Source organism: Stenotrophomonas sp. 2201_Sma, assembly GCF_056486685.1.
Genome location: NZ_CM151329.1, coordinates 3,829,598 through 3,843,500, shown reverse-complemented (window position 1 = coordinate 3,843,500; position 13,903 = coordinate 3,829,598). Strand labels below are relative to the sequence as shown.

13 protein-coding genes are annotated in these 13,903 nt (G+C 67.0%); 11 read left to right on the top strand and 2 right to left on the bottom strand.

The window, feature by feature from the left end:
- Nucleotides 1–112 precede the first annotated feature (112 nt).
- Complete coding sequence (locus tag ACZLIF_RS17655; RefSeq protein ID WP_128989981.1) at nt 113–1,051, bottom strand: carbohydrate kinase family protein; 939 nt, start codon at nt 1,049–1,051, stop codon at nt 113–115.
- 283 nt (nt 1,052–1,334) lie between these two features.
- On the opposite strand from ACZLIF_RS17655, the gene ACZLIF_RS17650 reads away from it, so the two are divergent.
- The 9 genes from ACZLIF_RS17650 to ACZLIF_RS17610 all read left to right on the top strand — a co-directional run bounded on the left by ACZLIF_RS17650 (nt 1,335) and on the right by ACZLIF_RS17610 (nt 11,492).
- Entirely contained in the window at nt 1,335–2,381 is a 1,047-nt protein-coding gene (locus ACZLIF_RS17650; protein WP_005411077.1) for a rod shape-determining protein, read from the top strand.
- Nucleotides 2,382–2,502: 121 nt separating this feature from the next.
- Nucleotides 2,503–3,570: a rod shape-determining protein MreC gene (gene mreC / locus ACZLIF_RS17645; protein WP_128989983.1), complete on the top strand. Its 1,068-nt coding sequence runs from the start codon at nt 2,503–2,505 to the stop codon at nt 3,568–3,570.
- A complete protein-coding gene (mreD, locus tag ACZLIF_RS17640; protein ID WP_053519639.1) occupies nt 3,567–4,052 on the top strand; it encodes a rod shape-determining protein MreD in 486 nt (161 codons plus the stop codon). Before mreC ends, mreD begins: the two co-directional genes overlap by 4 nt.
- A gap of 3 nt (nt 4,053–4,055) precedes the next feature.
- The gene (gene mrdA / locus ACZLIF_RS17635) at nt 4,056–6,134 is read left to right on the top strand and encodes a penicillin-binding protein 2 (RefSeq protein ID WP_128989985.1); all 2,079 of its coding nucleotides are present in this window, start codon (nt 4,056–4,058) and stop codon (nt 6,132–6,134) included.
- Nucleotides 6,131–7,243, top strand: coding sequence for a rod shape-determining protein RodA (rodA, locus tag ACZLIF_RS17630; protein WP_053519637.1), 1,113 nt, complete (start codon nt 6,131–6,133; stop codon nt 7,241–7,243). The genes mrdA and rodA overlap by 4 nt, the downstream gene beginning before the upstream one ends.
- 104 nt (nt 7,244–7,347) lie before the next feature.
- Entirely contained in the window at nt 7,348–7,536 is a 189-nt protein-coding gene (locus ACZLIF_RS17625; RefSeq protein ID WP_128989987.1) for a hypothetical protein, read from the top strand.
- A gap of 235 nt (nt 7,537–7,771) precedes the next feature.
- Nucleotides 7,772–8,917, top strand: coding sequence for a lytic murein transglycosylase B (mltB, locus tag ACZLIF_RS17620; protein WP_128989989.1), 1,146 nt, complete (start codon nt 7,772–7,774; stop codon nt 8,915–8,917).
- Nucleotides 8,914–10,176, top strand: coding sequence for a septal ring lytic transglycosylase RlpA family protein (locus ACZLIF_RS17615; RefSeq protein WP_128989991.1), 1,263 nt, complete (start codon nt 8,914–8,916; stop codon nt 10,174–10,176). The genes mltB and ACZLIF_RS17615 overlap by 4 nt, the downstream gene beginning before the upstream one ends.
- A 98-nt stretch (nt 10,177–10,274) precedes the next feature.
- Nucleotides 10,275–11,492 (top strand): D-alanyl-D-alanine carboxypeptidase family protein, encoded by a 1,218-nt coding sequence (locus tag ACZLIF_RS17610; protein ID WP_053519634.1) that lies wholly within the window; start codon nt 10,275–10,277, stop codon nt 11,490–11,492.
- 95 nt (nt 11,493–11,587) lie between these two features.
- Here ACZLIF_RS17610 and ACZLIF_RS17605 read toward each other — a convergent pair whose 3' ends face one another.
- On the bottom strand, nt 11,588–12,646 hold the full coding sequence (locus ACZLIF_RS17605; protein ID WP_206733991.1) for a lipid A deacylase LpxR family protein: 1,059 nt from the start codon (nt 12,644–12,646) through the stop codon (nt 11,588–11,590).
- 275 nt (nt 12,647–12,921) lie between these two features.
- Between ACZLIF_RS17605 and ACZLIF_RS17600 the strand changes: the two genes are divergently transcribed.
- Both ACZLIF_RS17600 and lipB read left to right on the top strand, forming a co-directional pair.
- Nucleotides 12,922–13,200, top strand: coding sequence for a YbeD family protein (locus ACZLIF_RS17600; RefSeq protein ID WP_053519645.1), 279 nt, complete (start codon nt 12,922–12,924; stop codon nt 13,198–13,200).
- The gene (gene lipB / locus ACZLIF_RS17595; protein WP_053519632.1) at nt 13,188–13,898 is read left to right on the top strand and encodes a lipoyl(octanoyl) transferase LipB; all 711 of its coding nucleotides are present in this window, start codon (nt 13,188–13,190) and stop codon (nt 13,896–13,898) included. The genes ACZLIF_RS17600 and lipB overlap by 13 nt, the downstream gene beginning before the upstream one ends.
- The last annotated feature ends 5 nt before the right edge of the window (nt 13,899–13,903 follow it).

Sequence of the window (13,903 nt, the reverse complement as noted above, 5' to 3'; positions counted from 1 at the left end):
ACGCTCGGCTGCTCTGCGGTCAGATCGCGCTGGCGCGCGCAAGCCGAGCATGGCTCGGCTGTACAGAGAGCAGGCAACGTGTCGGTCGGAAGTTCCGGTAGTGCCGGCAGGCTTACGCGTTCAGCGCGTAACCGAACTGCTGCTTGAACTGCTCGTTGAACTCATCGAAGGTGAAGCGCTGGTTCTGGGTGCCCGGGTGCTCGACCTTCAGTGCGCCCATCAGGTTGCCCATGCGGCCGATGGTCAGCCAGTCGTAGCCCTTCTGGATGCCGTAGATCAGGCCGGCGCGGAAGGCATCGCCGCAGCCGGTCGGATCGACCACACGGCGCTCGTGCGCCGGCGGGATGTCGTAGCTCTTGTCCGGCGTGTGGATGACCGCACCCTTCGGGCCACGGGTGGTGATGTAGGCCTGCACGCGGCTGACGATTTCCTTCTCGTCCCAGCCGGTGCGTTCCTGCAGCAGGTTCGACTCGTAGTCGTTGACCACCACGTAGTCAGCCTGCTCGATGAACTGGCGCAGCTCCGGCCCGTTGAACAGCGGCATGGCCTGGCCCGGGTCGAAGATGAACGGGATGCCGTCCTCGTGGAATTCCAGCGCGTTCTGGATCATGCCTTCGCGGCCGTCCGGGCCGACCAGGCCCAGGGTCACGCCCGGCACGCCACGCACGTGATTCTCGTAGGAACGCATCATCGCGCCCGGGTGGAAGGCGGTGATCTGGTTGTTGTCGTGGTCGGTGGTGATGAAGGCCTGCGGGGTGAACAGCTCATCGATCACGCGCACGCGCGACAGGTCGATGCCCAGGCCATCGAAGTACTCGCGGTACGGGCCGAAGTCCGAGCCGACCGTGCCCATCGGGATCGGGTGGCCGCCCAGCAGATGCAGGTTGTAGGCGATGTTGCCGGCGCAGCCGCCGAACTCGCGGCGCATCCGCGGGACCAGGAACGACACGTTCAGGATGTGCACCTTGTCCGGCAGGATGTGATTCTTGAACTGGTCCGGAAACACCATGATGGTGTCGAAGGCAAGAGAACCACAGATCAGAGCGGACATCGATGTAAGCCTATGCGGTGAATTTTGGGGTGGGCCTGCCCGCTTCGACGGGCAAGCAAACGGCGCCCTTGGGCGCCCGACGGCGCAAAGGTTACCCGCTGGTGCCGCTCAGGGCCAGAAGCGGGTGATGCCGGATCAGGCCCAAAGCCTGTGAAGACGCGGGTTCAGCTGGATTTTTCCTTGCTCGGCGGCAGGCGGGTTGCTAGGCTTGTCGGCCTCGATTTCTGCCCATTTTTTCGCCATCCCGCGGCGGGCACGACACCCCTCAGGACTCCTTCCTCAGATGTTCAAGAAACTCCGTGGCATGTTCTCCAATGACCTGTCCATCGACCTGGGCACGGCCAACACCCTCATCTACGTGCGCGGGCAGGGGATCGTGCTGAATGAGCCTTCGGTCGTGGCCGTGCGCCAGGACCGTGCCATCGGTGGCACCCGCTCGGTGGCAGCCGTCGGTGCCGAGGCCAAGCAGATGCTGGGCCGTACCCCGGGCCACATCACCACCATCCGCCCGATGAAGGATGGCGTCATCGCCGACTTCACCTATACCGAGGCGATGCTCAAGCACTTCATCAAGAAGGTGCACAAGTCCCGCGTGCTGCGCCCGAGTCCGCGCGTGCTGGTCTGTGTGCCGGCCGGCTCGACCCAGGTCGAGCGTCGTGCGATCAAGGAATCGGCCGAGGAAGCCGGTGCCCGTGACGTGTACCTGATCGAAGAGCCGATGGCCGCTGCGATCGGCGCCGGCATGCCGGTCACCGAAGCCCGTGGCTCGATGGTCATCGATATCGGCGGTGGCACCACCGAAGTGGCGGTCATCTCCCTCAACGGCATCGTCTATTCGGCCTCCGTCCGCATCGGTGGCGACCGCTTCGACGAGTCGATCACCAACTACGTGCGCCGCAACCACGGCATGCTGATCGGTGAAGCCACGGCCGAGCGCATCAAGGTGGAGCTGGGCTGTGCCTACCCGCAGGCGGAGGTGCAGGAGCTGGAGATTTCCGGCCGCAACCTCGCCGAGGGCGTGCCGAAGATGATCAAGATCAGCTCCAACGAAGTGCTCGAAGCCCTGCACGAACCCCTGTCGGGCATCGTCAGCGCGGTCAAGCTGGCCCTGGAGCAGACGCCGCCGGAACTGTGCGCCGACGTCGCCGAGCGCGGCATCGTGCTGACCGGTGGTGGCGCCCTGCTGCGCGACCTGGATCGCCTGATCTCCGAGGAGACCGGCCTGCACGTGCAGGTGGCCGACGATCCGCTGACCTGCGTGGCCCGCGGCGGTGGTCGTGCGCTGGAGCTGGTCGACATGCACGGCAACGAGTTCTTTGCGCCGGAATAAGCCGTCCCGGCCGTTCCTGCCCGCAGCGCCCCTCCGGGGTGCGGCCCGTCGCGTTGGCGGGCCGGCACCGGCGGGGCGTCCGCGTGTTTCCCCTCCGCCTTCTGCCAGTTGAATCGTTGCCGTGCCGCCCTACGCCGGTCCTCCCGTTGCTTCCCGATCCGGTGATGCCGCCAGCCCGCTGCGGCTGCTGGCCTATCTCGCGCTGGCCATCACCCTGATCGTCCTCGACGACCAGGCCGGCTGGCTGGCGCGCCTGCGTGAACAGGCCAACACCCTGGTGCAGCCGGTCTGGGCCCTGGCAGGCCTGCCGGGCAAGCTGGGCAGCCAGGTCAAGGACAACGCGGCCAGCCACAGCCAGCTGGTCAGCGAGAACCGCGAGCTGCGCAACCAGCTGCTGCTGGCCAACGCCCGCCTGACCCGTCTGCAGACCGCTGCGCTGGACAATGCCCAGCTGCGCGAACTGCTGAACGTGGCCGAGCGCAGCGGACTGGACGTGCAGTTGGCGCCGATCCTCGATATCGACCTGGACCCGGTGAAACAGCGTCTGGTACTCGACGCAGGCAGCCGCGAGGGAGTGCATGTCGGCCAGGCGGTGATCGACGCCGGTGGGCTGATGGGCCAGGTGATCAGCGTTACCGGCGGCACCTCTACCGTGCTGCTGCTGACCGACCCCGACCATGCCGTGCCGGTGACCGTGGCCCGCAACGGTGTCCGCCTGATCGTCTACGGTCGCGGCGATACGCTGGAACTGCGCGACATCCCGCTCAGTGCCGGGGTGGAAGTGGGCGATGAGATCGTCACCTCCGGTCTCGGTGGCCGTTTCCCGGCCGGTTTCCCGGTCGGCACCATCACCGCGCTGCGCCCGGATGACACCCATGCCTTCCTGGTCGGTGAGCTGAAGCCGGCCGCACAGCTCGACCGCGGCCGCGATGTGCTGCTGCTGCGCCCGGGCGCAGCGATCCGCATCCCGCCGGAAGTACGCCTGCAGCTGGAGGACACCGCGCCAGGCGGGCCAGCCAATGCGGCAACCGTGCCAGTCCCGGCAACGCCGGCAGCAGCACCGGCAGCAGCACCGGCAGACACCCGCGCAGGGCAGCCGTCGGCGCCGGCCGTCACTCCGGCGTCTTCGACCGCCCCGGATCCGCAGCCGGCAACCGGACCGGCCGCCGCCGCAGGGGTCCAGCGATGAGCCGCCTGCGCGACAATCCCTGGGTGCTGCCGGCCAGTCTGGTGGTGGCCCTGCTGCTGGGCCTGCTGCCGCTGCCGGCCCTGCTGCAGCCGCTGCGCCCGTACTGGCTGGCGCTGGTGCTGGCGTACTGGGTGATCGAAACGCCCGAGCGCGTTGGTCTCGGCATCGCATTCGCCAGTGGCGTTGTCGCCGACCTGCTGTATGGCGGGGTGCTGGGTGAACAAGCGCTGCGCCTGGTGATGCTGGCCTTCATCCTGCAGCGCTTCCGCGCCCGCATCCGCTTCTTCCCGATGTCCCAGCAGATGCTCGCCATTGGTGGCCTGCTGTTCAACGACCGCATCGTCAGCGCGCTGGTGCACATCGTGGTGGATGAGCCGACGCTGCCGTGGTCGTACTGGTGGGCGCCGCTGCTGGGCATGGGCCTGTGGCCGCTGGTATTCGTGCTGCTGGACGCGGTGCGTTTCGGCAAACGCGGGCGTTGAGCCATGATTCCGCGCCGCCAGGTCAAGAACCCGCACGCCGAAGCCGAGCAGTTCCGCCGTCGTGCGGCGCTGGGTTTCCTGGGGGTGCTGGTCTGCCTGCTCGGGCTGGGCGGCTGGTACTTCAAGCTGCAGGTGCTGGACCACGACATCTACGCCACCCGTTCGGAAGCCAACCGCATCAAGCCGCGGCCGGTGGTGCCGGGGCGCGGCATGATCTACGACCGCAACGGCCGCCTGCTGGCTGAGAACGTGCCGGCTTTCCGCCTGGACGTGACCCCGGACAAGGTCAAGGACATGGATGCCACGCTGGAAGGACTGGCAAAGATCATCGAGATCAGTCCGGAAGAGCTGGAGGCGTTCAACAAGTCGCGCAAGGCGCGCCGGAAGTTCCTGCCGGTCACGCTCAAGCTGCGCATGACCGACGATGAGATGGCACGCTTCGCCGTCGATCGCTGGCGCTTCCCGGGTGTCGAGCTGGAGCCCTACCTGACCCGTCGTTATCCGTACGGCGATCTGTTCGCGCATATCATCGGCTACGTCGGTCGTGTCGATGACAAGGATCTGGAGATCCTTGGCGAGGGCAATGCCGCGTTGACCCACATCGGCAAGTCGGGCCTGGAGCGTTATTACGAGCAGCAGCTGCGCGGCAAGGTCGGTTACGAGCAGGTGGAGACCAACGTGCAGGGCCGTGCGATCCGCACCATCGGCCGCGTTGCCGCGCAGTCCGGTGTCGACCTGCGCCTGTCGATCGACGCCGACCTGCAGCGGGCGATGGTTGCCGCCTTCGGCGACCAGGAAGGCTCGGCGGTCGCGATGGACCCGCGCACGGGCGAGGTCCTGGCGATGGTCAGCCTGCCGTCGTACGACCCGAACCTGTTCGTCAACGGCATCTCCCACGCCGACTTCAAAGCGTTGAACGACAATCCGTCGCGCCCGCAGTTCAACCGTCTCGTACTGGGCGGCGTGGCCCCCGGCTCGACGCTCAAGCCGCTGATCGCACTGGCCGGTCTGGACGCCGGTGTGCGCCGCCCGGAAGACAAGATCCTGTCCACCGGCATGTTCTACCTGCCCGGCACCAGCCGCGGCTGGGGCGATGCCAACCGTGGCGGCCATGGCTGGACCGACCTGCGCAAGTCGATCTCAAATTCGGTCAATACCTATTACTACCGGCTGGCGCTGGACCTGGGCATCGAGCGTTTCGACCATTACATGGACTATTACGGTTTCGGCCAGCCGACCGGCATCGACCTGACCGGCGAGATCGGCGGCATCCTGCCGTCACCGGCGTACAAGCGGAAGACCCGCAAGGAAGCGTGGTACCCCGGCGATACAGTCAACATCAGCATCGGCCAGGGCGACTGGAAGGTCACTCCGCTGCAGCTGGCGCGGGGCGTCAGCGGTCTGGCCAGCGGGCAGCTGCGCACGCCGCACCTGGTCATCCAGCAGCGCGAAGGGTTCGACAGCGAGTGGACCGGGGTGCCGGCACGCGACAGCAAGCCGGTCAGCCCCAATCCGAACAACGTGCAGGCCGTGCGCGAAGGCATGATGGCGACCATGCAGCCCGGCGGCAGCGGCTGGCGGGTGGCGGTCGGGGCGCCGTACGTGATGGCCGGCAAGACCGGCACCGCGCAGGTGGTCAGCCGCCGTGGCACGGCAGCGGTGAATCCCAAGAGCCTGCCGATGCACCTGCGCCACCGTGCGCTGTTCGTTGGCTTCGCGCCGGCTGATCAGCCGGTGATCGCATTGGCGATCGCGGTGGAAGGCGGCGGTTACGGCGGCTCGGCAGCTGCGCCGATCGCACGCAAGGTGTTCGATGCCTGGCTGCTGGGCAAGATGCCCGATGGCATCCAGCCGCTGGACAGCGAACGCGGCACCACCGCCATCGGTGCGACCGCTTTCGACAACGAGGACGTGGGCGCCCGCCAGGCGGGGGATGCTGCCGCCGCACAGGTCGGTGAGCATCCGGTGCTGATCGGCGCTGCGGCCCCGCAGCCCCAGCCGCAGCCGGGAACACCCGCTGCGCCGGCACCGGCACTGCCTGCCGCGCCGCGTCCACCGGCGGCTGCGGAGGCGACGCGATGAAGGCCTTCCTGCGATGGGCCGGGGACATGCTGCGGCGCTTCTTCAGCACGCTGGACTGGGTGCTGTGCCTTGCCCTGGGCGCGCTGATGATGATCGGCCTGGCCACGCTGAAGAGTGCAGGCGGCGACAGCCTGGTAATGGCGCAGGGCGCCCGCTTCGCCGTGGGCATGGCCGCGCTGTGGGCCATCTCGCGGGTACCGATCCTGCGCATCCGTTCGGCGACGCCGATGATCTACGCGATCTCGATGATCCCGTTGCTGGCGGTGTTCGTGCTCGGTACCGGCAAATACGGCCGGCAGTGGCTGGACCTGAAGTTCTTCTACCTGCAGCCGGCTGAACTGCTGAAGGTGAGCCTGCCGATGATGGTGGCCTGGTACCTGCACCGGGTGCCCTTGCCACCACGCATCAATACGGTGCTGGTGTCGCTGGTCATCATCGGCGTGCCGACCGGTCTGGTGATGCTGCAGCCGGACTTCGGCACGGGCGTGCTGATCGCCGCCAGCGGCGTGTTCGTGCTGCTGCTGGCCGGGTTGCCATGGTGGTGGGTGGGGCTGGGCGTGGGCGGCGTGGCCGCGGTTGCGCCGCTGGCCTGGTTCTGGCTGCTGCGGCCCTACCAGAAGGACCGCATCATGATGTTCCTCGACCCGGAAATGGATGCGCTGGGCGCGGGCTGGAACATCATCCAGTCGAAGATCGCGATCGGTTCCGGCGGGTTCGACGGCAAGGGCTGGGGCGAAGGCTCGCAGTCGCACCTGAACTTCATTCCCGAGCAGACCACCGACTTTGCATTCTCGGTGTTGAGCGAGGAATTCGGCTGGATCGGCGTGGCCGTCGTGCTGGCGCTGTACCTGGTGGTGATCGGGCGCTGCCTGTGGATTGCCAGCCAGTCGCGCGACTCCTATTCGCGGCTGCTGGCCGGTGCCACCGGCCTGGCGTTCTTCGTCTACGTGCTGGTCAATGGCGGAATGATCTCGGGTCTGTTGCCGGTGGTGGGCGTGCCGATGCCGTTGATCAGCTATGGCGGTACGTCGGCCGTCTCGCTGCTGGCCGGCTTCGGGCTGGTGATGGCGGTGCGCAGCCACAATCCCGTGCACGGCGGCTACGGCTAGCACCTCCGGGAGCGCGCGGCCGACGCAGGCAGCTGCACGTCTGCGTTTCGGGCAGGGCCGGGGCCGTCCAACGCTTGCGCAACGCTCTTCATGGAAGCGTTCCCATGAAGACGCGCAACAGCAGCTCCGCCGACCAAAGTCCTAAAAAAACGTTATCTGGTTCACACTTTTACACTGCGTTGATTTTGATCAATGGACTTGTCGTAAACGGCCTGCACAATGGCGGCCCGTTCGGCACGGCGCGCCGTCTATCGTTGCAGCGCGAGGGGGCGTCGGGCGGGAAGCAGTACTGATCCAACGGATACAGAGCGCGCGGGGTACTGCCACTGGGGAGCGGCAGCCGCGCGCGTATCGACCGGATCCGGTCGCCGGTTGCGTCTGCGGGGATGGGGACGCAACCGGCAACCTCTCAACTGAATACGATGGATCGCTCACATCGTTTTCACAATTTCGACTGCTTGCAAGCAAATCGTTGTGATTCATGGTGTTAGGGGTTTTAATTCATCCATGACCTGCTAACCTGCGACGATGATTCGACGCACTCTGGCCTGCATGCTTACCCTCGGCCTGGTCGCCTGCGCGACCCAGCCGACATCTCCACCGTCTTCACCGCAGGCCAGCAGCACGCCGCACCATCCGGCCAGCAAGCCCAAGGGACCGGCCGAGGCCGCACCGGAAGCCACCGCCGCCACCGCGCCGCCGGTCGATCTCACGCCGGTTCCGTTCGAGACCGCGCGCGCCACCTTCATCGCCGATACCGCCAAGCGTTACGGACTCCAGCCCGACGAGATCCGTCGCGTGCTCGACCAGGCGCAGGTGCGCCAGCCGATCATCGCCGCGATGTCGCGCCCGGCCGAGCGGGTGAAACCCTGGAACGAATACCGGCCGATGTTCATCAGCAAGGCGCGCATCGAGGGGGGCCGTGCCTTCCTCGCCGAACACCGCGCCGAGCTGGATCGCGTGCAGCAGCGCACCGGTGTTCCGGCCGAGGTGATCGTGGCGATCATCGGCGTGGAGACCAGCTATGGCAGGAATGCCGGCAACCACCGCGTGCTCGATGCGCTGTACACGCTGGCCTTCTACTACCCGCGCAGCGGCGATCCGGAGAAGCTGGAACGCGAGGTGCGCCGCGAGCTGTTCTTCCGTGATGAACTGGCCAAGCTGTTTGAACTGGGTCGCGAGGAGAAACTCGACATCACCACGCTCAAGGGCAGCTATGCCGGTGCGATGGGCATGGGCCAGTTCATGCCGTCCAGCTACCTGGACTATGCCGTGGACGGCAACGGTGACGGTCGCCGTGACCTGTTCAACAGCTACGACGACGTGTTTTCCTCCATTGCCAACTACTTCGTGAAGAAGGGAGGCTGGGTCCGGGGCGGACAGGTGGCCGTGCCGGCGACACTCGCTCCGGGGCGCGAGGAATTCAATCCGACCGAGTGGGCACCGACCTGGTCGCTGGCCGATCTGGCCCAACGTGGCTATCAGCCTGCCGCACCGGTACAGCCGGGTGCGACGGCCACTCCGGTTACGCTCGAGGGCAGCACCGGCAAGCAGTACTGGCTGGGCTTCCAGAACTACTACGCGATCACCCGCTACAACCTCTCGAAGATGTATGCGATGGCCGTGTTCCAGTTGTCGCAGGCCATTGCCGGACAGGAGCTGCCCCCGGCATGAACATCAGATGGCTGGTCCCTGGATTGATCGTCCTCGCGCTGGCCGCCTGCAGCAGCGCGCCGAAGAAGCCGGCCACTGCCGGCCACGGTGGAACGCCTTCCGGTACGGTGGTGCAGGGCAGGGGCACGCGCCCGGCGCATTGTCCGGAGGGATCGCCCTATGCGGCGGCCAAGGAAGACCCGAACACGCGGGGCAACTACACCGCCGGCGGCCTGTACCGGCCGGGCGTGAAAGACAGCACGCCGACCTACATTCCGAACGTGGCCTGCATTCCCGAGCCGGAAGTGACGGCTGAAACCCGCTCGGCCATCGGCAACAAATCGCCGTACGTGGTGCTGGGCAAGTCGTACAAGGTGCTCGACGATACCCGCGATTATGTCGAGCGCGGTACGGCGTCGTACTACGGCGCCAAGTTCCATGGCCGCCTGACCTCGAACCGGGAGGTCTACGACATGTACCAGTTCACCGCTGCGCACAAGACGCTGCCGCTGCCCAGCTTCGCCCGCGTGACCAATCTGGACAACGGCGAGTCGGTGATCGTGCGGGTCAATGACCGCGGCCCGTTCCACGATGGCCGCGTGGTCGATCTGAGCTATGCCGCTGCGGTGCGCCTGGGCATCACCCAGCGCGGTACCGGCAACGTGGAAGTGCGCGCGCTGCAGCCGGGTGAGGGCAATCTGCTGGCGCAGAAGCCGTCGCGCCGCGAGCGTCGGGCGGCCGAAGCCGCTGCCGTTGCTGGTGCGGCGACGACGATGGCCAGCGCTGCCGCCACGCGCCCGGCGGCTGACAGTGACATCGACCGCCTGGTCAAACGCCTGCCTGCCGATGCGGCGCCGACCCGGGGCCAACCGGCCACCACGCAGGCGGTGGTCAGCACGCTGCCGGATGTGGCGGTCAGCAGCCTGCCGCCGAGTGCAGTGGCCGTCCGCACTGCGGCACCTGCCGCTGCGCCGGCGAGGGTCGCCGCCACGGCGCCGCGTGCTTCCGCGGCACCGGCCAGCAGCCCCACGCTGTCGCAGCAGGTGGTGGGTGCGGTGATGGTGCAGGTGGCCAGCTTCTCCAACCGTGACAACGCCAATCGTGCGATGGGCCAGCTCAATGCGGCCGGCATCGTCGGCGCGACCATCAGCGACATCGCCGCCGGTGGCCGCACGCTCTTCCGTCTGCGCGTACCCGCCAGCGATCATGCCAGTGCCGCGGAACTTGTCGGCCGCATCGCCGGTCTGGGCCTTGGATCGCCGCAGATCGTCAAGGATTGATCCCGCCCGGGTCGGTGCTGCCGGCCCGGGCCACCCCGGCCTACAATGGCCTTTCTGTTCCCCCTCCATTCCCGGCCGTCCCTGGAGCCCGCTGTCCAATGAATTTCCGTTCCGCCGCCACCGCCCTGGCCGCCACCCTGGTGGTGGGCCTGGCTTCTGCCCAGACGCCGCTGCCGACCCCGGCCGCACCTGCACCTGCCGCCGCTGCGGCTCCGGCCACCGTGGCCACGCCACCGGCCCCGGTGCCGAGTGTGTCCAAGGCCTGGATCCTGATGGACTACGCCACCGGCCAGGTGCTGGCGGGCGAGAACATCCACGAGCAGCTGGCGCCGGCCAGCATCACCAAGGTGATGACCTCCTACGTGATCGCCGCCGAGGTCAAGAACGGCAAGGTCCGTGCGGATGACCAGGTGATGATGAGCGAGCGCGCCTGGCGCGAAGGCGGTGCGGGTACCGACGGCAGCTACAGCGGCTTCCCGGTGAACCAGACCGCGCGCCTGGAAGACATGGAAAAGGGCATGGCCATCCAGTCCGGCAACGATGCCGCGATCGCCCTGGCCGAGCACGTGGCGGGCAGCGAGGAAGCCTTCGCCTCGCTGATGAACAGCTACGCCGCCAAGATCGGCATGAAGAACTCGCACTTCGTCAACGCCCACGGCCTGACCGCCGCGGGCCACCACAGCACCGCCTATGACCTGGCGCTGCTGGGCCGGGCGATGGTGCGTGATTACCCGGAAACCTACGCGTACAACAAGATCAAGGAATTCCAGGTCGGCAACATCAAGCAGCCCAACCGCAACCTGCTGTTGTGGCGCGACGGCAGTGTCGATGGCATCAAGACCGGGCACACTTCCGAGGCGGGCTACTGCCTGATGAGTTCGGCGCAGCGCGGCGACCAGCGCCTGATCGCGGTGGTGCTGGGCGGCGCCTCCGAGAAGCAGCGCGCCGATGACAGCCTGGCGCTGTTGAACTGGGGCTTCCGCTTCTTCGAAACGCACCGCCTGTATGAGCCGGGCAAGGCCGTCGCCGAGCACAAGGTATGGAAGGGCACCAGTGACAAGGTGCAGCTGGGCGTGGCCCAGCCGATGCTGGTCAGCGTGCCGCGTGGCCGCTACAACGACCTGAAGCCGAGCATCGATGTGCCCAAGACCCTGGAAGCGCCGTTCACGGCCGGCCAGCAGATCGGCACGGTGAAGGTGAGCCTGGATGGCAAGGTGGTGGCCGAAGCGCCGCTGGTGGCGGTGGCTGCCGTCGAGCAGGCCGGCTTCTTCAAGCGCCTGTGGGACAGCTTCTGGATGTGGTGGGAATCGGAATGATCCGCGGCGCCATGCGATGACGTGAAAAGGAAAAGGCCGGCGCATGCCGGCCTTTTCCGTTGCAACCGGCGTGCGGACCGGGCGTCCGCACTGTGCTAGAGCGAGCGGCTGATGGTGAAGCTGCCGAACACCGGTGCCTCGCGCTGGCCGTTGAACTCGCGGGTGCTGTGGTAGCGCGCCGCCGCGAACTTCCAGCGACCGCGCATCACCGCGATTCCGTAGCCGCCGTAGGCCACGATGTGGCGCTTGTCGACGCTGTGGCTGTTGCGGAAGGTGTTGCCATCCAGCGTGATGTCGCGGATCACCCAGGCAGCATCGCTGGTGGCGAACAGGTGCCATGACCAGCCGCTCGGCCTGCCACTGCGGGTCGGCGCGGTGTTCTCGCCGGCAGGACGCAGCGGCGTGCTGCCGAAGTCATCCGGCAGCTTCCAGCCGAAGCGCACTTCGCCACCGATGTTGGCCTTGGTCGCCAGGTTGCCGACCGAGCCGCCGTAGTGGCTGATCGCGTCCCAGCCCCAGCCGCCCGCGTTGACGCTGGCATCGCCCGGCCAACGCCGCATCCGCTCATGGGTCAGCATCAACAGTGGCTCGTTGTGCAGCTGGTTGTCCCAGCCCTGGAATTTCTCGTCGCCCAGCACCTCATGCACGGCGTTCTGCACCTGCTTGCCCTGGGCCCACGGACCGACAACGCCCAGCGTAAGCTGGGTGGTCTGCAGTCGATCACCACTGCGCGCGTTGTAGCCGAAGCTGGCGATCAGCACGCCCGCGTAGGGGCGGTCATCCTTGATCAGGTCCTTCCGGGTGAAGTCGGTCGGGGTGAAGATGCCCTGGGCGATGCTGAAGATCATGTTCTGCTGTTCGAACCGGCCCGGGTGCAGGCGCTCCAGATAGCCGTTGACCCAGCGCGCCAGGCGCGGCAGGCAGGGATCGTCGGTGTAATCGACGAGGTTCGGTGATACGAAGGTCAGTTCGGCGCCGTTGGTATACCCCTGGTCCTGGTGGCGGCCGCCGAACAGGTCGTTGTCAACGCGGAAATTGATCTGTGGCGGGTGCTCACGCATGGCATCGGGGCCGCATTGTTCGGCGGCCTGCGCGGCAAGGGGGAGGGCGGCGGCCAGGAGGCCGGACAGCCCGAGGGCTGCGACGCTACGCATGGATGGAATGCTCATGGGGAAAGGGGTGGTCGTCTGTCGTTATATGCAACGACACGGTACCCCGGCCCGCGTGACGGTACGAGCGTGTCCCGGTCACTTGTCTGTTCCGAAAACGACATTGTCTCGTGACGACAACCGGCGCCGGGGGCTCGCCGCGCCCCCGCGCAGCAGGAAGCTGAATGGGAATTCAGGTGCAACGCAGCGGCCTGCCGGTGTCCGTCTTGACCTGGATGAATACTCTTGGGTTTGTTGCCCTGCGGCCCGATAATGGGTCCATGGAAATCAAGTCCGACAACCCCGACCACGGCTTCCAGTTCCCCGGCCAGTTCGAGCTCAGCGCTATGGGCCCGGCCAACCGCGGCCTGGAGCATGAGCTTCCCCGACTGCTGCAGGCCGAAGGCCTGGACGTCGTGAACGAGCGCATCAGCTGGAAGCATTCGTCCAATGGCAAGTACGTGTCGGTCCGGCTGGTGTTCAAGGCCGAGACCCGCGAACAGTACGACGCTGCCCATCGGGCGCTGCGCGATCACCCGGAAGTGAAGTGGACGCTGTAGCCGACAGCTGCCCGGCCGACGCCGCTCCGGAAAACCGCCCGCCGCGTCCGGCGCTGGTGCGCGACCTTGGCCGCCAGGCCTATGAGCCGGTCTGGCGGGCGATGCAGCGCTTCACCGATCAGCGCGCTGACGAGACGACCGACGAGCTGTGGGTGGTGGAGCATGATCCGGTGTTCACCCTCGGCCAGGCCGGCAAGGACGAGCATGTGCTGGCCCCGGGGGCGATCCCGGTGCTGCACGTGGACCGCGGCGGCCAGGTCACCTACCACGGGCCGGGGCAGATCGTGATCTACCCGCTGCTGCGCCTGCCGCGCCTGGGCATCGGCGTGCGCGACTACGTGTGCCGCATCGAGCAGGCCATCATCGATACGTTGGCCGAATGGAACATCGGTGCCGAACGCCGCGAAGGTGCCCCGGGCGTCTACGTTGGCAATGCCAAGATTGCCGCGCTGGGCATCCGCGTGCGCCGTGGCTGCACCTTCCATGGCCTGGCCTTCAACGTGGCCATGGACCTGGAACCCTTCCACCGCATCAACCCCTGTGGTTATCAGGGGCTGCAGGTGACCTCGGTGGTAGACTTGGGCGGGCCGTCCGGGATGGATGCCGTCAAGACGGTGCTGCTGGAACAGCTGGCCCGCCAGTTCGGCCTGCGGCTGCAGCACGTGCCCGAACTGCCTGATCTCTCTGCGGCCGCGTGACCGCT